The following is a 20482-nucleotide window of genomic DNA, read 5'->3' as shown; positions in this document are numbered from 1 at the left end:
AAAAGAAAATAATTATCATTTTGTTTCCATATCCCTTACTTCAATTTTTGTAGAAGTAAATTCTACCTGACGTATCTCATCCTCTTGTTCCTCACCTTTTAAAGTAATGATGGCTTTATTTCCATTCCATTTAATTATGACGTTTTCTTCACCTAAAGCTTTACCATCATTCGCTAATTCAGTTGAAAATAACAATTTTTTAGGACTGTTATTCTCTTTTCCATAAACATAAACTGTATGGTTACCAAAGGTCAAAGGATGATCCGCTTCAATGATTATTTCGTAATCACCTGATTCAGATTTTGATGAAGTTACCACATCAGTATCGGTAAAACAAATAATAAGAAATAATAATAATCCTACTAAAACAGCCATACTTACTAAGAGTATTTTCCAAAGTGTTCGTAATGGCTTTTTCAACATGTCAATGACACCTCAATAGAAATAAAATTTTCACGAGGTATGATATTCGTTGTAATTTTCATAAGTCCTCTAGATATAAGATTAGTTGCTCACATTATGAGTAAACATATTTGCTATTATATTTAAAAATAAAGGGACTGACCCAAAAGCAAAGTGTCAGTCCCTAATGTTCTTAAATTTTTAATCATTTTCCCTCTACGGTTATTTTTTAGTTTTGTAAACACTGTCATTAATTGTTTTACTAATTCAACAACATTCTGATTTAAAATGCCACTATCATCAAAACCTTGATTCAACATTTTTTAACTGTAAAAGATCTTACCTTTCCTAATGAAGAAAATCATCCTTCCGACTCTGGCAGCGTAGAGATCACCGGCTCGAGCCCGATATGCTCCATCAGAAAGAGGGTGCCCTAAATGGGGACACCCTCTAGTTCGGCAATCTTAAGTCGTTTTCTTTAATCTTTCCAAACTTTTTAAGCATATAGTAGATGGCATATGAAACTGCAGCTGGAACGATTACGTAAGTGATGAGCATCGCTGGAACAATAAATTCGATATCATATGTTGTTAACAACTGTAATGGTGCTACGAAAGAACTTAATCCCATACCCGCAATCTCTTTTCCTGCTTCAATCTTGAAGATTAACGCGGAGATAGGCCCAACAATCGCACTGGCAACTACTGTTGGTAGTAAGATGTAAGGGTTTTTTGTAATGTTAGGCAATTGCACTTTAGGAGTACATACAGCTTGAGCCAAAATCCCGCCTAGTTGATTTTCTTTCCAAGATATAATAGAGAATCCGATAAAGTGTGCCGCACAGCCTGCTAAAGCTGCTCCCCCTGCAATACCGCTTACATCTAAGGCCATCGCTAATGCCACAGATGATGCCGGCGAGATTAAGAACAATCCCCAAACGACGGCTAAAACGATTGACGAGAGCAGCGGGTTTCCTGCCGTTGATGATTTAATCACCCCGCCTACCATTGTTAAAACAGGGGCAATGACATTGGATAACCATAAACCGATCAATCCAGCTATTAAAATGGTTCCTAATGGAACAATCATCATATCCAGAGCTGTTTTTCCGCTCATTCGTTTGCCTACATAAGTTGCAATCGTAGCTGTTAGCAGTGCTCCAATCGGTTCTCCTGATTTAATGAAAACACCTGCATCTGTAATGCTTAGCGCACCTGCCCCAACTGCCGCGGCCATCATCGCTGAGAAGATGACGAGAGCGTTCGCTCCCATCATTAAGGCAATTCCCACACCGATTGCTGGTGCCATCAAACTAATCGAAATCGTACCAATTTGTACAAGTGCATCAATTCCAAAGCTTGTTCCTATGTTTTTAATCAACAAACCAATACCGAGTGTAACAAAAATTCCTTGTGCAATACCTGTTGAAGCTTTAAAAACTCTTGACATCACATACTCTTTCATAAGAAGCTCCTTCTTTCCAAAAAGCAGCAATATTTTTTGCAAAGTAGACTTATACCGTTGCTAGATTCTTTTGTTTGTAACCGATGCTTTCCATGTATTCCCGTAATATAGCATTGGATTGTCTGAACTTTGCTTGCTCTTCTTCCGTTAATCGAAGCTCGACAATTTCTTTAATCCCTTCACGAGTAATAACGGCTGGAACACCTGTACAAATATCCCTTTCGCCGTACTCGCCATTCAACACGCAAGATAGGGCAATGATTTTATGGTCATCATTGAAAATCGATTTTGTAATAAAAGCTAATGCATTTCCGATACCGTAATAAGTTGTCCCTTTTCTTTTTAAAATCTCAAATCCAACCTTTTTAACGTTTTCAGCAATTTGCTCTAAATCGACCTCACCAAGTTCTTCTTTTCGTTCTTCTAAAATTTCTAGAAGCGGCTTTCCACCTACGTAAGTGTGAGACCAGACGGCAAACTGTGAATCACCATGTTCCCCCATCATGTAGCCGCTAATACTTCTTGGGTCGACATCTAAAATTTCCGATAAAAATGTTTTTAATCTCGAAGAATCTAACGAAGTACCTGTTCCGATCACTCTATTTCTTGGTAAACCGGATAGTTTCCAAACATGATAGGTGATAATATCAACCGGGTTGGAAGCTATTAAGAAAATTCCATCAAAACCGCTCGCCATAATTTTTGGAATGATATCTTCCATAATTTTCGCACCAATCCCTAATGTATCTAGGCGAGTTTGTCCTGGCTTTGGCGGTGGACCAGCGGTAATAATGGCTACGTCGACATCTTGCAAATCTTCGTATGATGCTGTACGAACTTTTGTTCTTGAACTTATAAAATCTATGCAATGAGATAAATCTAAGGCTTCACCTATAGCGCGTTCCTTGTTGATATCGACCATTAATAATTCGTCACAAATCCCTTGGTTTATGATGGAATAGGCCGCACTTGAACCAACTAATCCTGTACCGATGATCGCAACTTTTCTTGTGGTTTTCCTCATCTTGGTCATCTCCTTAAAAATAGCTATTTTATATTGTGAAATATTTCACAATATCGTTTAAAAAAAATAATTTGTTTATTAAACAATAAATTTGTGAAACATTTCACATTCTCATTGTATAGCTGCTGTAATTAAATTTCAATCAGAGATAACGCTTACAATTTGAAAAAATTTTGAATAAAAAAGACATGTGTTGAATAGGAGTATTGTTTTTTATTATGAAAAACTTTATTCCCTATGTTTCATATCGTTTTAAATGATAACGCTAAATAACCAATAAACGATAAACGACTGTCTCACTAAATTTTCAGCAGTGTTAATTTCATTTCATATTTACCTTCGTATTATGTTAAATAAAAAAAATGAGCACATTTTCTACCCATAAAAACGCTTTCAGTCTATTTTACAAATATTTTTCTAACAGAACCTTTATTTTGATATTGAGATAGAGGATGATGAAAAAAGTATTTCGAGACATGCTCGAAATACTTTTTAAATGAATTTATGGTCGTCATCGAAAAGAAATGGAATCATATGATGGAAATAGTGTTTCAATACGGTTTGACGGCTAAGTAAACGGTAAAAACAAGTCAACACCTCGATAAACTATTGAACCTAGTCCGCCATGTGGAAATCTCTTAGTAAAGATGACAACGCGTATTATGAACTGTCCGCGACTTAACTTCATCTGAAGTGGCAGCTTCTAAGCAAATGCCCGCATGCTAACGCTTGAAGTATAGAATTAACAACGTCGAAACGAGTTTTGTCACTTGTATCTCTGTTCATTTGTTCAACAATTGATTGGCTTTGCTTCTTCTTTCTTGATGCCCATACATTGTCAGCCATATTCCGTAAAAAATCTCTCCTGTTTGATAGCAATTTTACTGCTATCTACACAGAAGAGATTGCATTGGGAAAGGAATATGGTTGTACTTGTTAGCATAAAACATGCAAGATTGGCGGAATGAGTCAAGTTATTTTGATTGTTGATTATAATTATTGTTAATTGGAATGTTTTTCGGCTTTTCCGCTATCTCTTTGGAAAATTCCATAGCCGTCGCTAAGTTGGGCATTCTCATTCGTTGATTGATAAAGCTGTTTACACCCTGCATCGCACGCTGAATCGGTTTTGGCATCATATATTGAGCATTGCGTCCTCTTCTCATGCTGAAAACGGTTGTCGCGGCAATTCCCAAGCCTAAACTTAATACAGTCCATATGGCGTTGTTATTGCTCCGACGTCCTGTTAAGCGCGATAATTGACGCCACACTCCTCTATTACGCCCAAAATTAAATAGACGCAAACGATTCATGAGTTTTACACTCCTCTGTTCGAATTTTCCTTGCGCTCGAAAAGAGAATGATTCTTTTCGAACATTTATTAATGTACGTTAGAGAAGCAAACTCATGCATGGAAAACACTTACTTAATAACACTGCATATTCTGATTCCAATGAGAAATGTTAATTATGAAAGGCTATTTATGATCAAAAAAAGCAAGATTTTCGCCATGTTTATGCCAACGGAAGAAAAAATAAGGTTTTCGGTCCGATTTTTGTTTTAAGAGATCGTTGGTTTATGGTATAAAATTAAAATTTCCCCTCATATTAACCCTCTCGCTTTCGATATTTTAACGCTGCTATATAATTCGGCGAAACTCGCTTTAACGTGACTAACTATCGTGGATTGCAAGCATGCTTTTTGTTAAAAGTCATTCAACGCTTCTCTCAGCAACTGCATAACCTCTGTTCGCTCAAGCTTGTTCATTTTCCCTCTCCTGTCATATTTAATTCTAATAAAAATATTAAAATTTTCCTGATTTTTTCCGATATAATACTTGTCTGTTCTTTCACATAAAATCGCCGGCTTTGAAAGAGATTTGCAACCAACGCAGCTTAAGGAGGGTGATAGCGATGATGCAAAAAATGAAGCAATTGCCGTTTATAACGAGAATTATTTTGCTGACAACCATATTGTCTTTGGCACTTGGCGTTTCATTAATCGTTGCTAATTTAATACTGCAAAGCAATATTTTAAAAACGGAAATGAATAAACAAGCAACGGCAATTGCCAAGCAGTGGGGAAAGAAAATTGATGTGGATTTAGTTGAGACGGCAAAAAATGAAACAGATTTTAATGATCCAGCGCAGAAAAAGCTAACAAAGTTTTTTGATAATATTTCCAAGTATAATCCAAATGTTGCCCAAGGATACATATTCGGAACGGACTTGCAAGACGGAAACAAAACGACAATTATTTCCAGCCCTTCACATATTGTTGAGCAGTTAGAGAAAAATGGGATTAAAGTTGGAGATTTGTACGAGCAGCCTCCGACCATTGTCAAATCCATTAAAAAGCTGAAAGAAACAAAACAAATGGTCGCTTCAGATATTTATGAAGATCAATTCGGTACATGGGTAACAGTGCTGTATCCGATTCAAAATGATTCAGGAGAAGTGTTCGCCTTTTTTGGCATTGATGTCGATGCGAGCATGGTGAAAAATGGAAAAGAAAAATTATTTACTGTTTCCTTGTCGATTCTTGTGCCTGTTCTTATTTTAATCATGCTCGTGCAGGTCTTTTTCATCAGAAGCAGTGCCAAACCGTTAAAACAGCTTTTATCAGGCATCGAGCAAATGAAGCAAGGCAACTTGGATATTCACTTGCCAACACGGGAAGACGATTTAGGAAAAATGAATGAAGCCTTCAATCAAATGGCTGCAGAAATGAAAAATATGATTCATAAAATTAAGGAAACATCCGAAACAGTGTTAAAGTTTTCTGAAATGGTAACGGTTGTTTCGCAAACGTCAAGAGAGCATTCTGTTAAAATCACCGGAGATATAAAAGAAATGAACGAAGGAATTGAGACGCAAGAAATGTCTATCTCCGAATCAGCGGGGGCGATTGAGCAAATATCTGCGGAAATTCAACAAATCGCTCACTCATCGCAAGATATATCCCTTCTTTCCAAACAGATGGAAGATTATGCGGCGAAAGGAATGGCTGCGATCAACGATGTGACGAAACAAATGTCCAATATTAGTGACAATGTAAAACATTCAAGCGATATTATCAGTTCTCTTAAAGCACATTCCGAAGAAATAAGCGCAATTTTGAAACTTATCACAGAAATTGCCGAACAGACAAACTTGCTTGCTTTAAACGCAGCGATTGAAGCAGCTCGCGCGGGAGAGCACGGAAAAGGCTTCTCAGTCGTAGCGCAAGAAGTTCGCAAATTAGCGGAAGGGTCAAACCGCTCGACCGTGCGAATCGCTGAAATCATTGAAGAAATTCAGAGAGAAATCCAGAACGCGGTAAAGGCGATGGAAAGCGGTACGAAAGAAACGAAAAAAGGACAAGAAGTCGCGAAAACAGCGAGCGAATTGTTCGAAAAACTGAAAGGTTTTTCCGACCAGCTTGCCGAGCAAATTGAGGCGGTTTCCGCAGGAACCCAAGAAATTTCCGCGGCCACGGAAGAAGTTACCGCTTCCGTACAAGAGTTAACGCACGTTGCGAACAAAAATACATCCATTTCGCACCAAATCGCAACAAGCGCTAATGAGCAATTGGAATCTGTCAACCGTTTGGCTAATTCAGCAGCGGAACTCAACCAATTGACAAAAGAGCTTCAAGAGATTGTCGGAAAATTCCACGTATAAAAAACGAGACGATGCTTTCCGCATCGCCTCGTTTTTCTTCCTTAAATGAGCACTAACTCTTTCGAGTGAATATCCATGAAGTGCTTCAAGAAATCTATATATCGCTCCACGTCTTGCACTGTCGTGTAAGGAGAAACGGTATAAAACTTATGGGCATAAATCGGGACGCGCGTATTCGTGTTTCTCGCTTCCACTAATCGTTGCTTTTTCGTGCTTCCAAAATAAATCATATCGCGATGCAAGCCGATTAACTCCGCGAAGTTGTCATTGTACTTGTTAACAGCTTCAATTTCCTCATATGTAGCTTTCCCATTTACTTCTTCTTCCCAAGTCACTTTTTCCGGATAAAATCGGAACGTCGTCACAGGCGACACATTGTTAGTAACCGCCACATTCGGAAATGCTTGCATTAATTTTTTTCTAAACTCAAGATTGACACGGATATAATTCGCTAATAATTGTTGATATCCTTTAATACCAAATGCAAGCAATGAAGCATAGATCGGAATTGCGCTACCCATCCGCGAACATTCCAGCGTATAGCTTGTATGATAGCTTCCATAACCGCGGTTTCCAACATAAGGTGTTTCGGTTGGATCTAAATCAACATACTGCAAGTTCATTTTATCTTTTATTAAGAACAAGCTTGTAATATAAGGAGTTTGTCCAAGTTTATGGAAGTCAAACACCATACTGTCAGCTAAGTGAACATCTTTAAACAATGATTGATAACCTTTTAAAACTTGGCAAACGTCTTCTTCCAACTGTAATGGGTTTGTCTCAAAATCATAATCATTGAAAAATGTATACATTCCACCCATTGCTGTATCTGCATGAATATAAATCGGTGGTAAGTTATACTTTTCTTCTAATGAAGTAGTTATGTTTTTAATTTCGCGAATATGATCGATACCGAATGTATCAGTTGTTCCCATTGTCGCTAATACGTAAACAGGGATACCACCGTTTTGAATTACTTCTTCCATTTTTTGTTGCAAATCTTGTAAATTCATGGAATGGTCGCGATTCGCTTTTATACGAATGAGATGATCGGTACCGATTCCAGTTGCCTCAACCGATTTATACAAGCTGTAATGGGATAGCTCCGAGCAGAAGCAGTATAAATTATTCGGAATGCCCGTACGGTTGGCTTCTGGAAATTGACGGGCAATCGCAAGTCGAAGCGAATTAAATACGGCACCTTGCCCTCCCCAAGTCGTATATCCCGCACTTTGATTAGGATCATAACCTACAATTTTGGATAACATACTTGTAATCCTTACTTCGGCGTTCGCTGCCGCAGCTCCCTCGACATCCCAGACATTGTTCCCATTTAACAAAACCATTAACAGATTTCCGAGAATGCTGGCAATGTTCGGAAGTGGTGTGGCATTCGCCAAGTAATTGCTATTTGGGTAACGATGTCCTTTCGCTAACTTCAAAATTTCCTCAATGGTTTCATCCAATGTAATCCCTTGCTCTGGCACATTAGAAGTAGAAATAATTTGATTATAATAGTCTTCCGTATATTCCGGCATTTCCCCTAATGTGAGCTTAGCAGGATTTTTTAATTTATCAAATTCAGTGATTAGTTGATTCATTTTTGAAACAAGCAAATCACGAGTTTCTTTATTGCCATCTTGACTTGGAAACAGCTTTTGAATCTCATCCATATAATTCATTTGATTTCATACCTCCGCATCGTTGGTTAGATGTTATTTAAGAAAATCAAGAAATCCAAGTACATCTAAGAAAACAATTAAGATGGCAATAGGTGCCACATAACGAATTAAGAAAAACCAAATATCGAAGAAAAGTTTACTGATTGTTGATCCTTGTCTTAACTCATCAAACAATGTATCTTTAGCAATCTTGAGTGAGACAAATAGCGAAATTAATAATGCACCTAATGGCATTAACACGTTGCTGACAGTAAAATCTGCAATATCAAAAATCGTTCTATTAAATACCTGAAAATCTGCCAAAACTCCAAATGAGAGGCAAGAAGGGATACCTACGATAAAAATAAGAATTCCAATAAGCCATGTAGCTGATTGTCGCTTCTTCGCATCATTTTTAGCAACGGAAGCAACGATAATTTCAATCATGGAAAATGCTGATGTTAAAGCGGCAAATAAAAATAAAATTAAAAACGCAATAAAAAATAGCGAGCCAAATGGTATATGATTAAAAACAACAGGCAAAACAGCAAAAACTAGCGTTGGACCAGCGTTTGGCTCCATTCCAAATGAAAAGATCGCTGGGAAAATGGCTAATCCCGCAAGCACGACAACGAAAGCATTCATCACAACAATCGATATAGCCGATTTCGGTAAGCTTTGTTCCTTATTAAGATAAGAACTATAAGTTACCATGACCGATACACCTAAAGATAATGTAAAAAATGCTTGTCCAAGAGCATATAACACTGCTTCTGAAGTGAGCTTTGAAAAATCAGGAACAAATAAAAACTTTAATCCTTCTATCGCTCCATCTAAAGTCATGGAACGAAATACCAACAATAAAAACAACAAAAATAACGCCGGCATCATTAATTTACTAGCTTTTTCAATCCCTTGTTGGATTCCTTTTGCCACTACAATAATTGTTAATAAGATAAAAATAAATTGTGCTAACAACGTTTGAAACGGGTCCGAAATGAGTTGACCAAATAGTTCTCCATATTGAACTTGCGATAAACCACCCAACTCTCCGCTAACCGCTCTAAATAAATACAAAATAATCCATCCGCCGACTACACTGTAAAAAGATAAAAGAATAAAGCAAGCAATCATTCCAATCCATCCGGTTACATGCCATAACGTGTGCGGAGCTAGTTTTTTGTAAGCAGAGATAGCATCACTTTGGGTATGGCGACCAATCACAAATTCACCAATTAATAAAGGATACCCCAGCAATAACGTAAAAATAAGAAAAACTAAAAAGAAAGCTCCTCCACCGCTCGTTCCGGCTACATACGGAAATTTCCATATGGCGCCTAATCCAATTGCTGAACCAGCTGCGGCTAAAATAAAGCCAATTTTTGAAGCCCACTGCTCTTTTTGGGAAAGTTGCGACATCCTTTCACTTCCTCTCATATTGTTTCGATAAATGCTCCGACACTCTTTTTATCGCCAAAATATGAGGAATTTTAATATTTTAAGATAATGTTTTTTACTTTTTTATAAAAATTTATCCTTTTTTGGAAAATAAACAAAAAGCAGGAACCCGTTAAAGATTCCTGCTTCGTTTGTTAATTATCATACACACTGCTCTTTTATTTTTTGAAGAAAACAAACAGGTTAGTTTCTGTATCATTGTCTTAAATCCGGCAACAATTCTTCTACTGATTGATCGTTGGAAATAACGTTACTTCTTGGAGAGCCTTGCTCAAAAAGTTTAAATCCATATTTCGTCAGTTCTTGTTTTTGTTGTTCAGTTAAATGGTTATAAGAGACAACAGTGGGAGCCCCTGTTGACTTATAAATCAGGTTGCCGGTAACGGGGCATTGAAAAACATCGGCCACATACCCTTCCCCATCTTCAATCGTAAACAAACGAATAGGCATTAAGTTCATATTTTCTTTCCTTTCCATCACTTTTTCTTTATTACGATTGTCCAATCTATGCTCCCTTATGCAGAAAAAAGATCGTGCAGCAATGACGAATAGAGAATCATCCTTATGCCTCACTCTTTTCTGATGAACAATCAGTAATGTCTATCTCTTTCATCCATATTTACCACTAATAAAATTATATTCCTAAAAATATTATTGCTGTGGATAAATTTTCTTACCTAAAATCACTAAATCTCTTTCGATACCGTCCAACTCAGCGACTTTTGGTAAATGCCCCCATTTTTTAAATCCAAATTTATAAAATAATTTCAAACTTGGTTCATTATGTCCGAAAATAAATCCAAGTAACGTTTTAATCCCGAGCTTTGGACATTCATTAATCGCTCTTTGCAGCAAATGACTGCCAATCCCTTTTCCTCTATATTCTTCATCGATATAAATACTGATTTCCGCTGTATGCCTGTATGCTGGTCTTCCATAAAATGATTGAAAGCTAAGCCAAGCGCACACCTGTCCGTCAGCTTCAACAACCCAAATCGGCCGAAAATCCGGAGTATGTTCAAAAAACCATTTCTCTCTGTTCTCCACTGTAACAGGCTCAATATCAGCTGTAACCATTCTTGTCGGTATCGTTGAATTGTATATATCGACAATTGCCTTTAAGTCTTCCTTTGTTGCGTCTCTAATGATCAAGTTTTTATTCATTTTCCCACTCCCTGAATATTGAATTTTATTATGGTGCAACGCAAAGGTTAGTTAATTTGAAAAAACAATATGATTCTCATTATTTTATCGCTCATTTACATTCCCTAACAACCCATCATCAGTCAAAAAATGTAATAAAGGGGACAGGAGAATAGTGTCTGGTAGGTCTAGCCCAAAAAAATGCACATTTTACATTCAATCTTCTATCACAGAAGAGATGATCCATATGTATGTAAGCATAGTTATACCGCTTGACGATTTGCTTTTTAAACATCCTGACAATGTCAACTACGGTTTAGTTGGATATCCTGATTTCATTTTTATTAAAAAATTGGCAATCATTTTGCCGACTTTTTTACGTTTGTATGATTAAAAAAACGGTTATAACAGAAAATGAGAATCATAAAAAATTGGAGGGAGTTAAAATGAATAGTAAAGAAAATCACACTAAACCATTAATTTTGGGAATGGGATTAAGTACTTTATCAACCTTAGTCATATTTTTTCTCATCAAACCGTTTCTGCTTGATGCCGTCTCCTCTACTTTAATCGAGTTGTTCCTTTGGATAAGATAATTACAAAATTTCATCATTGGCGTATGTTATATCAACAATGTCTTTTAAAAATAAAAAATGTATTTTCCCCTCTTCATCTAAAATTTTTACTTCTCCTTTGTATACATGCACATCACGAATCATTCCTCTTAGATACTTAAAATCGCCGTTCACGTAATAAGTAATACCCATCATTTGCGTTCTTGCCATTGCTTGCTGCATCATTTGATTGAACTGCTCATACTGTTGCTCGTCAATGGCAGGCTTTTCTTTATAGTTAAATTCTTCGTACAAACGAGACAACAATCTCTTTATGCTCTGGCAGCATCATCGCTGTCTATTTTTTTGCGCCGCGGTCATGAATCATGGCTTATGTCCCCCAATCCGTTGACTGCGCTGGATCGCTGTTCCTCCTAACGTGTAGCTTTTTGCTCGTAAAATTGCCGTTGCTCCATATTTGGCACGGATTTCGTCCATCACATATCCAAGCGCTCTTTTTTTTACTAAGTTATGAAATAAGCTCATTTGCAACATGTTATCAGGGACAAGTTTGGAAAGAGAAATAGAAACAGAGCGCACAATGCGACCATCGTAGTTTTCTTGGAACAACTGTAGACACGTTTGATAAATGTCCATCGTTATATTGGTTGGTGTGTCGATTGTTCTGGAACGTTGAAAGCCTCCTCCCCCTTCCGTACGTGAATAGCCTATATGTAAAGAAACCGTTTTTCCAGCGACTCTCGCTTTTCGAGCTCGCATGGCTACTTCTTCTCTCATCTCAAGAAGCACGGTTTTGATTTCTTCTATATAGTGACAACACTTTTGTTGATGGTTAGTTTTTTGTTACAAAAGAATAGCCTTTCTCTTTACAGCCAACTTGAAAAAGAAAAGCACGGTTGAAATTAAAAGATGTTATGCGTGGAACAGTTACATTTATATTAAAAAATTTAAATTAAGTTTAAAAATAGGTTGTAAGTTTCTTGATTGTCATATCTTTATGATATGTAAAATGTTTATAAAAACAGAGAGATTTGGTATTCAAAAAACGGTGGTATAGCCAAGTGGTAAGGCAAAGGTCTGCAAAACCTCGATCCCCGGTTCGAATCCGGGTACCACCTTCGTTTAAAGTACAAAAAAAGCGGCTTCCCTTCGAATGAAGGGTTTTTTATTGAATGGCTACAACCTGTTCGTTAAAAGGTTTATTGAAAAGAAAAAACCGCTTAATCCTTATAAGGACTTAGCGGTTTTGATTTCAAATTACAAATGCATAAAACAATTTAGGCAGTTCCTAAAGTACCCTTTCCACCTGCACCACCATCATGACTCAATAGTCTTAGATAATAGGTATCTTTCGGTATAGTTACTTCAGCATAAAGAGATTCTCCTGGATCAAGGGACCAACTTTTAACAACATCATCAAAATAAGTGGTTTCCATGATTTGTACGGTCATTACTCCAAATCCACTTGTATGACTTGCAGTAACTTTTGCTCTACCAGTCAAAAGGTTAATTTTTGGGGAATCAGCTAAACCAGCACCAAGGGGAAGAGTGACTGATACACTTGCTTGAGCTTCTACTTCATTGTTTTCCAACTCGTTTGTTGTATTTTGGTAGTTTTGATTTTCTTGTGTCATTTTGGTTTCCTCCTTTTTTAATTAAATTTTTTATGTCAGCTGATAAGAACTTAAAAGCTGTACCATATAAAGAAAAAGAAAACCGTATAACCACAACCAATTTGTAAAGTTTTTAAAGAGTGTGTATTGAATTTAACTTATAATTAATGAGGATGGTTTGATTCCCAATTGTGTACTTATTCGTGTTGCCATTTTATTTTTAAAGACCCTCTGTATTCATCTCATTCTCACCCGTTGTTCTTTGTAGGTTCAGATTTCGATGGCTATTTCTACATCTTCATATAATAGTTCATCAGTCATAAAGTACTTTTTCCGATAAATAAAAATAAAAACACTCAGATAACTAAAACCTCTGAGTGTTTTTATTTATTCTTATTTGTTTGTGAATCTTAAGTGATTAAAAGTTTAAAGATTTTATACCCAACTAAACCAAACAGTAAATTCAGCAATGCAAGACTAATGGTATTGGTGAAGTTTAAACTTTCTTGTAAATTAAGAAAGAATATATGGTATAAATATTTACTGGAGCCAAAAGTAGCTAATTCTGCTGATATATAGAGAAAAATTAATGTAATTGGAATGCTTACGTCACCAAAAACGGCAAATAAAATTAATGAAACAACGGCACTGATTAAACATTGTGTAAATAATAGCATTAAGATTGGTAAAGTCTGAAATTCATCAAATCTAAATTCAATCGCTATAATTAGAGATATCAATGGAATAAATAAAACAACAAAAAACATAATTAATATCTTTTCTATATTTGTTTTATAATACAGCCACATATACTGAAAATTCCCTGTTCCCAATAAATCATAAAACAGATATAACGTCCAAATACATACAAGCGGAATGAACGTTAACTGAAGTAACACTATTACTACATTAACATTGTTATTGGGTATACCAAAAATGAAAAATAACATTGCAACGAAAATGGCCATCGGCAAATATAGCAGCCATCCTAATGATCTACTTTTTAATTGGAGTAAATTTATCATGGAACTACCTCTCCTTTTAATAGAGATACATAGCTGCCTAAAAATCCGGGTTGAACTGGTTTATATAATTGGTGGTCGGCAATAGGTTTTCTTGTAATGAATTTTACCTTTACTAATTTATCAGATATCTTGTCTATTTTTACTATTTCCCCTATAACATTTAATTTTTGTAAATCATTCAATTCTATAGTGGCTTCATAGGAAAGATTTTCTGAGCGTTGTATCATTTCGCTTAAACTACCTTCAAACCTTTTCTGTCCTTTTTCAATTACTACGATATGGTTACAAATATATTCAATGTCTTCAGGCAAATGAGAAGAAATTATTATATCCTCCACCTTCTCACTTATAGTTAAAAGAATATTTCTCAATTTAATACATTCTATTATATCTAATCCGGCAGTTGGCTCATCTATAATTAAATAATTAGGTTTATTTAAAAGGGCTTGAGCTATCCCTACCCTTCGATGTGTTCCACCAGATAATTCTTTCATCTTTTTATTCTTATAATTAGCAAGATTAAATAATTCGATTAGATATTCTATATGAGCGGAATCAAAATTCCCTTTCAAAGTAGCGAGTAGTTTCAATACTTCATAAACTGTTAAATTAGGATAAATAGAAAAATTTTGAGGTAGATATCCTATCCGTATTGGCTCATTACTTGTATTATTGAATATAATTTCGCTCCCTTTATCGCCTTTTTCCACGGAAGCAATAATTTTCATTAATGTAGATTTACCAGCACCATTTGGCCCAATTATCCCTGTAATTCCTTTTAGCTTTAGGTTTAAATTATCTATTATCTTATTCCCTCTAATAGTTTTTGATAAATTTTTTATTGTTATCATTGTATTGCCCCCATTTGTGTTGTTTTTAACAACTTCTGAAGTTGTTCCCAGTCATTTTCTTCGTCATCCTCTAAAAGTAACTTCCATTTGATCAGAAATTCATTAGGTAGTTTTGTATTATTGTATTTCAGTAATTGATTATAAATTGGTTTATCTTTTTCACTGATATAGGGTTCGGCAACTAACTGCTGATATTGTTTGAATATAAAAGAAGATTTGTCTTCAAAGTCGTTATCTAAGTTCGCACCTAAAAAACTATTAAAGACTAACCAATTCGCAAATTGTTCAGGTCCATCGAAATTCTTATTGTTGTTAAAAGCAAATTCCATCTGATATGGAATTGTTGTATTTAATGGACGTTTCTTCGTTAGTTCCACTGGGTCCAGTTGGATGATTAATTGTTCTTTCGTACCCGATGTAAAGGTAAAGATATATGAGTCGTTAATAGCCATACTAGGCAGCAAAACGATGTTTTTTGGAAGTTTATAATTTGTTTTGAAAAGATTGTTGTAATTACTTATAATCTTTTCAAATTCTACAAGATATTTATCTAACTCAAATTCATAACTAAACCAAGATTTCGGATAATAAATGTTGTGATCATCTTTTTTCCTTTGCGTTAAATCTCCACTGATTAATGTGAGTCCAGTCGCTTCCCCTTCATAAACTGAACTACTCCTTTGTTTTAAGTTTACATAGTCCAGCTTATCTTTTCCCTCATATGTTAATTTAAATTTAATCGGTTCTGGATTACTAAGTTTATTGGGTATAACGTGTTCGTTGAAAACAAAGTGAGTAGGAGTCATTTTATTGGTAGGTATCCAACCAAAATCAGAAGGCAAAAACACCTTATTCTGTGTGGCCGGATTAGCAAGTGTTCCATTGCCAGTATATTTAACATTAAGTGTCATGGTACGTTCTTTATAATTCAACGGTAAGTTAACGATTGTATAGTCACCCGTCTGTTCGAATAGAAGATTTATACCATTAGAATCATTAATTTCAGTTATATGAAAACCTTTATACAAAGTAAAAGCAATTTTAGATGTCTTTATATTGTTAACTTCCATTTCAAGATCTACAGAAAATTTTTCGTAATTCTTTACCACTACCTTTATGTTTTCAATCTTATAATCAAATAAATCCTTATATGGAATCTTATGTCGTTTTTCATAGAAATCATATTCGTCTAGGTATCCATCTAAATAATTAATATTATTAGATGAATATGGTATTAAACTAAAACTAACCAAAGTAAACAATACCGATGCTATATTAATCCGCTGTAATCTTTGTTTAATTGCTGTAAATATAGAAAGGATACAAATCCCTAACAAAATCAATATATATATCACTTTTTTTGCCCAATATAACTGAAAACCATAGAAAGGTTGATAAGGCACATTCATATCTTGTACACCAAGATTCAAGTTATGCAATAACGAAAATCCTTCTGTTAACTGAGTGTTGGACAAGAGATTATTTACGAAGTACTGGTTTGTAGGTGATAATAATGCCCATATTAGTATTAAATAAGCATATGAAAAGGTACTGCGTGAATTAACACCAACGATGTATCCGATTAATCCAGTAATAAAATACGGTAATAAAAGGTTATTTATCAGAAAGGCGCCACTCTCAAAATAAAAATGATTGGATGGATTCAAATGAAAGTAATACAAAGTTGTAATAACAATTAATGAGAAAACAAAAATCGTAATAATTAAGAGTAGTAATACAATATTTAAAAGAAGTACTTTAATAATACTGCCTTTGATGGTTTTATATAGAGCCATCGCTCCTGAATTCTTCCTTGCTAATCGAAATCCCAAAAACATAAAAAACAGCATTCCTGATTGTATTAAAAAGCTCGATAACTGCAAAGCATTACCTGCATCTTTTAGTTTAAACAAAGTGCTGTACAATAAAAAACCTGCATAAATATATAAGCTGACTAAGCCAAGTATAAGTAAATATTTATGTGACTTTATAGTTTGGACTGATAAAATCTTAAATGTCCTCATTCTCCCACCCCAATTAAAAAGTAATGAACCATTAAGAAATCTTAACGGTTCATTACTTTCTTTTTTAATTAGAAATACTTACTCTTGCGTAGATTTTACTTGGTGAATACGCATAAGCGTAGTAGCTAGAAGGCTCAAGTGAAACCCATTCGGTAACACCAGTACCCGGTGGATCGATACGGAAATGCACATAAGGATCCGGAAGAACTGCCACTGATTTTCTAATACTAGCTTCTAGGCGATCCACAGATCTACTTTCATTAAAAGAACTAAAGCTTACACCTCCGTTATGAACAGCAATATTAGCTCCACTTTTGCTAGATTCGTTCGATAAAATAGCTGTTGAAGTAGCTGCTTGTGCGGTTGTAGCCAAAATTGCCATAAACAGCATACTGATAATCAGGAAGATTGATTTTATATTTGATTTACTTGTGGCTAGACTCATGATATTTACCTCCTATTATTTTTAAATGTTTTTATATTGTTTTAATTAGAGAAATAACCAACTTTTATGTTATTTCCTTTGTTTATTAGTCGTTCACGCTTACTGCATATTGGCCGCCCTGTGTGCATAATAGTTACTTGGCTCAAGGGATACAGTTCTAGACCAGTTACTTCGCGGCGCTATCATCCGATGTCATGTGTAGGGGCCAGGAAGTAAAATAATAGATTTCTTCACATCTTCTTCCATACCCCGAAAATAACTGTAATTATTAGCAGCAACATAAGCACTACCACTATGAATCGGTATGGAAGGTCCATCTTTAGAAGTCTCTTTGTTTAATATTGAAGTAGAAGTAGCGGCCTGAACGGTAGACACTACAGCCCCCATTAAAACCATAGTGGGAATTAAACCAATTTTTCTTAAGTTCGTTTTAGATGATGTTAATCATAGATTCCTACTATTTTTAAAGTTGAGTAATGAACCAAAGAATCGATTCATTACTCATTTTTTATCTACTAACTAACGGTTTAGCAGACAAAACAGAAAATGGCTTCAACAACTGGTGTCATACCATACGCCGGAGCAGCTTGTGCGCAATCACATAGTCTTTGGTCACAATAGCAATTTGGATAGTCAACGTTATTTCTTGAATAACAGCAGTCATGTGACTTACAACAATGATCTAACTCATTAATCCCGTATTGGGAAGAAGTACAAGCAACAGAACCTCCACACTTCATACCACACCAGATATATCCACCGGGCAAACAACCATCAAGAAACCCTTCGGAGTCAACTTGATCTAGCAGCATCCCCGGATAGTAATTTTCATCGATAGGGAATTCCTCTTTTGCCTGAGTATCAACTTCAGCAGCCGCTTTAATTGCCTCTTCAGTTAATCTAGTTTCAAACGAAGAGATAAATGTGTCATGTCTGGCCTTGAAGTGAGTTACCGTAAATCCCTCTCCATCGTCACTATTACGAGTGATACTTCCAATAAAGAAGTCGTTTGTTGTTTCTTTATCGCCATTCAGATGACGGACAAGGTATTTGATTTTTACATTGTCGTTTACCTTTAGGTATAAAGATTTAGCAGAGATAACGTCATTACCTTTTACTACGTCAAACTTCAGAGCTTGGATAACCTCAACTGTATCCTCATTGAAATCGAATTTTTCTTGTTGCTTCATTTCACGGATAAGATTTTGAAATTTTAGTTTGTTGTTGAAAGTAGAAATTAGTTCTTTAATCTCTACTTGGTCTAAATAATTACCAACTAACTGCATTTTGGTATCCTCCTTGTTTTTTTATCTTTTGTCAGCTGACACTATATATAGAAAAACAAAGGGGAAAAGTTACAACCTGATAAAATAAAAAATCAATTTATTCATGTGGAGAATTTAAACCGCATGCATATAATTAATTCCTATATAATGGAAATGAATGAATTTTATTTATTTTCTTTTAAATTGTTTACCTTTTACGTACATAAACGTCTTATCAGTAGGAGGTTTTACATGAATGAGTTCGATTTAGGGGAGAAACTACATGAACAATTGGAGCGAGTAAAGGTCTATCTTTTAAAAATGGGGGCAAGTCTGCAAGATGCTGAGGATGTGACCCAAGAAACGGCTTACAAATTTTTAACTTATATAGACTCTGTAAACATTGAACATGTAGAAAATTGGCTTTTTCGTGTATCCGTTAACTTATATTACGATTTATGTCGCAAACGTAATAGACAACAAAATATTTTATTGAAATTCAATTACAAAGAGTTATTTGAGGAATTCACGCCTGAAAAAGCAGTCCTTCAAAAAGAATTAGAAAAAGACATTTATATCCTTTTAGACCGACTCAAACCAAAATATGCACAATTTCTAATTTTAAAATACAGCATAGGTTTAAAACTAACAGAAATTGCGGCTTTATATGATATGAAAGTAGATTCCGTTAAGACAATCATTCACAGAGCACGAAAACAATTCATAGAGGAATACAGGAGGTATCAAAATGAACGAGGATAATGAGTTTCTTCCGAAAGATCCAGATTTTAGGGAATTGGTTAAAAAAGCAAAAAGAAATTCTATTTTAAGGATAATTGTTATATCTCTAATTATAAGCATAGTTGTCGTTACCGCTTTTTACTTTATTGGTAACTTCATTATGAAAAGTAAGATTAATGAAGAGGTGAGAAATGATGCAATATGGCATAGTATCCACGGTGCCAATATAGTAGAACAAGGAACGAGTATTAATTATTCGTTATTTTCAGCAACTTCAAAAACAGAGTTTTTCAAAAAAGTAAATGACATTCCTGTACCTTGGACGTCTGTAGAGAAAGTGTATTACATCTTCGGTCAGTCAAAAATTGTCACTTCAGGAGGTGCAATTGGAACTGGAAATGTAGAGAAAAAAAGAATTCCGATGTACTTTAGCGGAGAAAGAGTCATTGAATTTATTCATCCAAAAGTCAACGCTTCTTTATTTGATGATAGAAGCATTGTTTCCAACATGGATGATGATAAAATAGTAGAATTGGCTCTTTCGTTTGATAAAGGGTATAAAGTAACGGATATTCAAAAAATATTCAATAAAAATATCTCTTGGTTTTGGGTTAATACCTATAGCCAATCAGATATAAAAGATTATAACGACTTCATTAAAGAAACCGGAAAAGATTTTACTATCATTGGTGATGATGCAATTGGTTTTCATTATAACAATCAACCAGAGAGTAATTGGGGGGCAGAATCCTTCATCCGCAATCTAAAGGCCCTTAAACAAAATGGTTCTTATAAAGATTTAGCCGATAAAATCATTCAAAATATCACACATAACAACAAAGAGAAATTGTCAGCCGAAAACCTTGAAATTATAGGTGTAGTAATCACTGGAACTCCTAGCGAAATTGAAAAATTTAATAACGTACCTTTTGTTCGAGCCGCTTCCCTCGGAGTCACTACTGATAGATATTAACTGATAGATATTAAATGAAATGAAGGAGTGTTATTCATCTCATTGCTTGTTATGTTCCTCTTTCTCCTATTTCTTAATATTTTTGTTGTTAAGTTTCTGGTACTACACGCAGCTGTTGGATAACTTCTGGTCTAATCGCCATGCTTTTGTATTCAC

22 protein-coding genes and 1 tRNA gene are annotated in these 20482 nt (G+C 35.2%); 6 read left to right on the top strand and 17 right to left on the bottom strand.

Translation table 11 applies throughout. The features are described 5' to 3' along the window. Nucleotides 1-15: 15 nt before the first annotated feature. From HNQ85_RS08910 to HNQ85_RS08895, 4 genes are all read right to left on the bottom strand, one after another. Complete coding sequence (locus HNQ85_RS08910; protein ID WP_181537375.1) at nucleotides 16-423, bottom strand: hypothetical protein; 408 nt, start codon at nucleotides 421-423, stop codon at nucleotides 16-18. Nucleotides 424-852: 429 nt separating this feature from the next. Continuing rightward, a complete protein-coding gene (locus HNQ85_RS08905) occupies nucleotides 853-1866 on the bottom strand; it encodes a PTS transporter subunit IIC (RefSeq protein ID WP_181537374.1) in 1014 nt (337 codons plus the stop codon). A 49-nt stretch (nucleotides 1867-1915) separates the two neighbouring features. After that, a complete protein-coding gene (locus HNQ85_RS08900; protein ID WP_181537373.1) occupies nucleotides 1916-2890 on the bottom strand; it encodes an L-lactate dehydrogenase in 975 nt (324 codons plus the stop codon). 974 nt (nucleotides 2891-3864) lie between these two features. Further along, complete coding sequence (locus HNQ85_RS08895; protein WP_181537372.1) at nucleotides 3865-4203, bottom strand: hypothetical protein; 339 nt, start codon at nucleotides 4201-4203, stop codon at nucleotides 3865-3867. A gap of 600 nt (nucleotides 4204-4803) precedes the next feature. Here HNQ85_RS08895 and HNQ85_RS08890 point away from each other — a divergent pair. Then, nucleotides 4804-6552 carry a methyl-accepting chemotaxis protein gene (locus tag HNQ85_RS08890; protein ID WP_181537371.1) on the top strand — a complete coding sequence of 583 codons (1749 nt, stop codon included), beginning with the start codon at nucleotides 4804-4806 and terminating at the stop codon, nucleotides 6550-6552. Between the two features lie 41 nt (nucleotides 6553-6593). Here HNQ85_RS08890 and HNQ85_RS08885 read toward each other — a convergent pair whose 3' ends face one another. The 4 genes from HNQ85_RS08885 to HNQ85_RS08870 form a co-directional block, all read right to left on the bottom strand. Then, a complete protein-coding gene (locus tag HNQ85_RS08885; RefSeq protein WP_181537417.1) occupies nucleotides 6594-8225 on the bottom strand; it encodes a pyridoxal phosphate-dependent decarboxylase family protein in 1632 nt (543 codons plus the stop codon). Between the two features lie 42 nt (nucleotides 8226-8267). Continuing rightward, the gene (locus HNQ85_RS08880; RefSeq protein WP_181537370.1) at nucleotides 8268-9632 is read right to left on the bottom strand and encodes a sodium-dependent transporter; all 1365 of its coding nucleotides are present in this window, start codon (nucleotides 9630-9632) and stop codon (nucleotides 8268-8270) included. A 234-nt stretch (nucleotides 9633-9866) separates the two neighbouring features. Next, a complete protein-coding gene (locus HNQ85_RS08875; protein WP_181537416.1) occupies nucleotides 9867-10130 on the bottom strand; it encodes a hypothetical protein in 264 nt (87 codons plus the stop codon). A 192-nt stretch (nucleotides 10131-10322) separates the two neighbouring features. Then, nucleotides 10323-10835 carry a GNAT family N-acetyltransferase gene (locus HNQ85_RS08870; protein ID WP_181537369.1) on the bottom strand — a complete coding sequence of 171 codons (513 nt, stop codon included), beginning with the start codon at nucleotides 10833-10835 and terminating at the stop codon, nucleotides 10323-10325. A gap of 226 nt (nucleotides 10836-11061) precedes the next feature. On the opposite strand from HNQ85_RS08870, the gene HNQ85_RS08865 reads away from it, so the two are divergent. Both HNQ85_RS08865 and HNQ85_RS08860 read left to right on the top strand, forming a co-directional pair. Beyond that, the gene (locus HNQ85_RS08865; protein WP_181537368.1) at nucleotides 11062-11208 is read left to right on the top strand and encodes a hypothetical protein; all 147 of its coding nucleotides are present in this window, start codon (nucleotides 11062-11064) and stop codon (nucleotides 11206-11208) included. 52 nt (nucleotides 11209-11260) lie between these two features. Then, nucleotides 11261-11410, top strand: coding sequence for a hypothetical protein (locus HNQ85_RS08860; RefSeq protein WP_181537367.1), 150 nt, complete (start codon nucleotides 11261-11263; stop codon nucleotides 11408-11410). On the opposite strand, the gene HNQ85_RS08855 is transcribed toward HNQ85_RS08860, so the two are convergent. Then, nucleotides 11411-11692 carry a YolD-like family protein gene (locus tag HNQ85_RS08855; protein WP_220129155.1) on the bottom strand — a complete coding sequence of 94 codons (282 nt, stop codon included), beginning with the start codon at nucleotides 11690-11692 and terminating at the stop codon, nucleotides 11411-11413. It abuts the gene before it with no gap. 60 nt (nucleotides 11693-11752) lie between these two features. After that, on the bottom strand, nucleotides 11753-12196 hold the full coding sequence (locus HNQ85_RS08850) for a DinB/UmuC family translesion DNA polymerase (RefSeq protein WP_343046501.1): 444 nt from the start codon (nucleotides 12194-12196) through the stop codon (nucleotides 11753-11755). Between the two features lie 240 nt (nucleotides 12197-12436). Here HNQ85_RS08850 and HNQ85_RS08845 point away from each other — a divergent pair. Then, nucleotides 12437-12507: transfer RNA gene (locus tag HNQ85_RS08845), tRNA-Cys, on the top strand. A 159-nt stretch (nucleotides 12508-12666) separates the two neighbouring features. On the opposite strand, the gene HNQ85_RS08840 is transcribed toward HNQ85_RS08845, so the two are convergent. The 7 genes from HNQ85_RS08840 to HNQ85_RS08810 all read right to left on the bottom strand — a co-directional run bounded on the left by HNQ85_RS08840 (nucleotide 12667) and on the right by HNQ85_RS08810 (nucleotide 18633). Next, nucleotides 12667-13023 (bottom strand): hypothetical protein, encoded by a 357-nt coding sequence (locus HNQ85_RS08840; protein ID WP_181537365.1) that lies wholly within the window; start codon nucleotides 13021-13023, stop codon nucleotides 12667-12669. Between the two features lie 389 nt (nucleotides 13024-13412). After that, nucleotides 13413-14027 carry a hypothetical protein gene (locus HNQ85_RS08835; RefSeq protein WP_181537364.1) on the bottom strand — a complete coding sequence of 205 codons (615 nt, stop codon included), beginning with the start codon at nucleotides 14025-14027 and terminating at the stop codon, nucleotides 13413-13415. Then, nucleotides 14024-14878: an ABC transporter ATP-binding protein gene (locus tag HNQ85_RS08830; protein ID WP_181537363.1), complete on the bottom strand. Its 855-nt coding sequence runs from the start codon at nucleotides 14876-14878 to the stop codon at nucleotides 14024-14026. Before HNQ85_RS08830 ends, HNQ85_RS08835 begins: the two co-directional genes overlap by 4 nt. Continuing rightward, nucleotides 14875-16902 carry a hypothetical protein gene (locus HNQ85_RS08825; protein ID WP_181537362.1) on the bottom strand — a complete coding sequence of 676 codons (2028 nt, stop codon included), beginning with the start codon at nucleotides 16900-16902 and terminating at the stop codon, nucleotides 14875-14877. The genes HNQ85_RS08830 and HNQ85_RS08825 overlap by 4 nt, the downstream gene beginning before the upstream one ends. A gap of 64 nt (nucleotides 16903-16966) precedes the next feature. Further along, entirely contained in the window at nucleotides 16967-17347 is a 381-nt protein-coding gene (locus tag HNQ85_RS08820; RefSeq protein ID WP_181537361.1) for a hypothetical protein, read from the bottom strand. A gap of 192 nt (nucleotides 17348-17539) precedes the next feature. After that, a complete protein-coding gene (locus tag HNQ85_RS08815) occupies nucleotides 17540-17722 on the bottom strand; it encodes a hypothetical protein (protein WP_181537360.1) in 183 nt (60 codons plus the stop codon). 152 nt (nucleotides 17723-17874) lie between these two features. Then, nucleotides 17875-18633 (bottom strand): hypothetical protein, encoded by a 759-nt coding sequence (locus HNQ85_RS08810; RefSeq protein ID WP_181537359.1) that lies wholly within the window; start codon nucleotides 18631-18633, stop codon nucleotides 17875-17877. Between the two features lie 231 nt (nucleotides 18634-18864). Here HNQ85_RS08810 and HNQ85_RS08805 point away from each other — a divergent pair, with 231 nt between their 5' ends. Beyond that, the gene (locus HNQ85_RS08805; protein ID WP_181537358.1) at nucleotides 18865-19374 is read left to right on the top strand and encodes an RNA polymerase sigma factor; all 510 of its coding nucleotides are present in this window, start codon (nucleotides 18865-18867) and stop codon (nucleotides 19372-19374) included. Further along, on the top strand, nucleotides 19361-20326 hold the full coding sequence (locus HNQ85_RS08800) for an anti sigma factor C-terminal domain-containing protein (RefSeq protein ID WP_181537357.1): 966 nt from the start codon (nucleotides 19361-19363) through the stop codon (nucleotides 20324-20326). The genes HNQ85_RS08805 and HNQ85_RS08800 overlap by 14 nt, the downstream gene beginning before the upstream one ends. Nucleotides 20327-20482 lie beyond the last annotated feature (156 nt).

Source organism: [Anoxybacillus] calidus, assembly GCF_013760845.1.
Classification (GTDB): Bacteria; Bacillota; Bacilli; order Bacillales; family Anoxybacillaceae; genus Paranoxybacillus; species Paranoxybacillus calidus.
Note: the sequence above shows the minus strand (reverse complement) of the source record. Positions and strands in the feature narration are given on the sequence as shown.

Bases quoted from the DNA above. Each gene is read 5' to 3' on its own strand.
- HNQ85_RS08910 (WP_181537375.1), bottom strand. From the start codon at position 423: ATGTTGAAAAAGCCATTACGAACACTTTGGAAAATACTCTTAGTAAGT.
- HNQ85_RS08905 (WP_181537374.1), bottom strand. From the start codon at position 1,866: ATGAAAGAGTATGTGATGTCAAGAGTTTTTAAAGCTTCAACAGGTATT.
- HNQ85_RS08900 (WP_181537373.1), bottom strand. From the start codon at position 2,890: ATGAGGAAAACCACAAGAAAAGTTGCGATCATCGGTACAGGATTAGTT.
- HNQ85_RS08895 (WP_181537372.1), bottom strand. From the start codon at position 4,203: ATGAATCGTTTGCGTCTATTTAATTTTGGGCGTAATAGAGGAGTGTGG.
- HNQ85_RS08890 (WP_181537371.1), top strand. From the start codon at position 4,804: ATGATGCAAAAAATGAAGCAATTGCCGTTTATAACGAGAATTATTTTG.
- HNQ85_RS08885 (WP_181537417.1), bottom strand. From the start codon at position 8,225: ATGGATGAGATTCAAAAGCTGTTTCCAAGTCAAGATGGCAATAAAGAA.
- HNQ85_RS08880 (WP_181537370.1), bottom strand. From the start codon at position 9,632: ATGTCGCAACTTTCCCAAAAAGAGCAGTGGGCTTCAAAAATTGGCTTT.
- HNQ85_RS08875 (WP_181537416.1), bottom strand. From the start codon at position 10,130: ATGAACTTAATGCCTATTCGTTTGTTTACGATTGAAGATGGGGAAGGG.
- HNQ85_RS08870 (WP_181537369.1), bottom strand. From the start codon at position 10,835: ATGAATAAAAACTTGATCATTAGAGACGCAACAAAGGAAGACTTAAAG.
- HNQ85_RS08865 (WP_181537368.1), top strand. From the start codon at position 11,062: ATGTATGTAAGCATAGTTATACCGCTTGACGATTTGCTTTTTAAACAT.
- HNQ85_RS08860 (WP_181537367.1), top strand. From the start codon at position 11,261: ATGAATAGTAAAGAAAATCACACTAAACCATTAATTTTGGGAATGGGA.
- HNQ85_RS08840 (WP_181537365.1), bottom strand. From the start codon at position 13,023: ATGACACAAGAAAATCAAAACTACCAAAATACAACAAACGAGTTGGAA.
- HNQ85_RS08835 (WP_181537364.1), bottom strand. From the start codon at position 14,027: ATGATAAATTTACTCCAATTAAAAAGTAGATCATTAGGATGGCTGCTA.
- HNQ85_RS08830 (WP_181537363.1), bottom strand. From the start codon at position 14,878: ATGATAACAATAAAAAATTTATCAAAAACTATTAGAGGGAATAAGATA.
- HNQ85_RS08825 (WP_181537362.1), bottom strand. From the start codon at position 16,902: ATGAGGACATTTAAGATTTTATCAGTCCAAACTATAAAGTCACATAAA.
- HNQ85_RS08820 (WP_181537361.1), bottom strand. From the start codon at position 17,347: ATGAGTCTAGCCACAAGTAAATCAAATATAAAATCAATCTTCCTGATT.
- HNQ85_RS08810 (WP_181537359.1), bottom strand. From the start codon at position 18,633: ATGCAGTTAGTTGGTAATTATTTAGACCAAGTAGAGATTAAAGAACTA.
- HNQ85_RS08805 (WP_181537358.1), top strand. From the start codon at position 18,865: ATGAATGAGTTCGATTTAGGGGAGAAACTACATGAACAATTGGAGCGA.
- HNQ85_RS08800 (WP_181537357.1), top strand. From the start codon at position 19,361: ATGAACGAGGATAATGAGTTTCTTCCGAAAGATCCAGATTTTAGGGAA.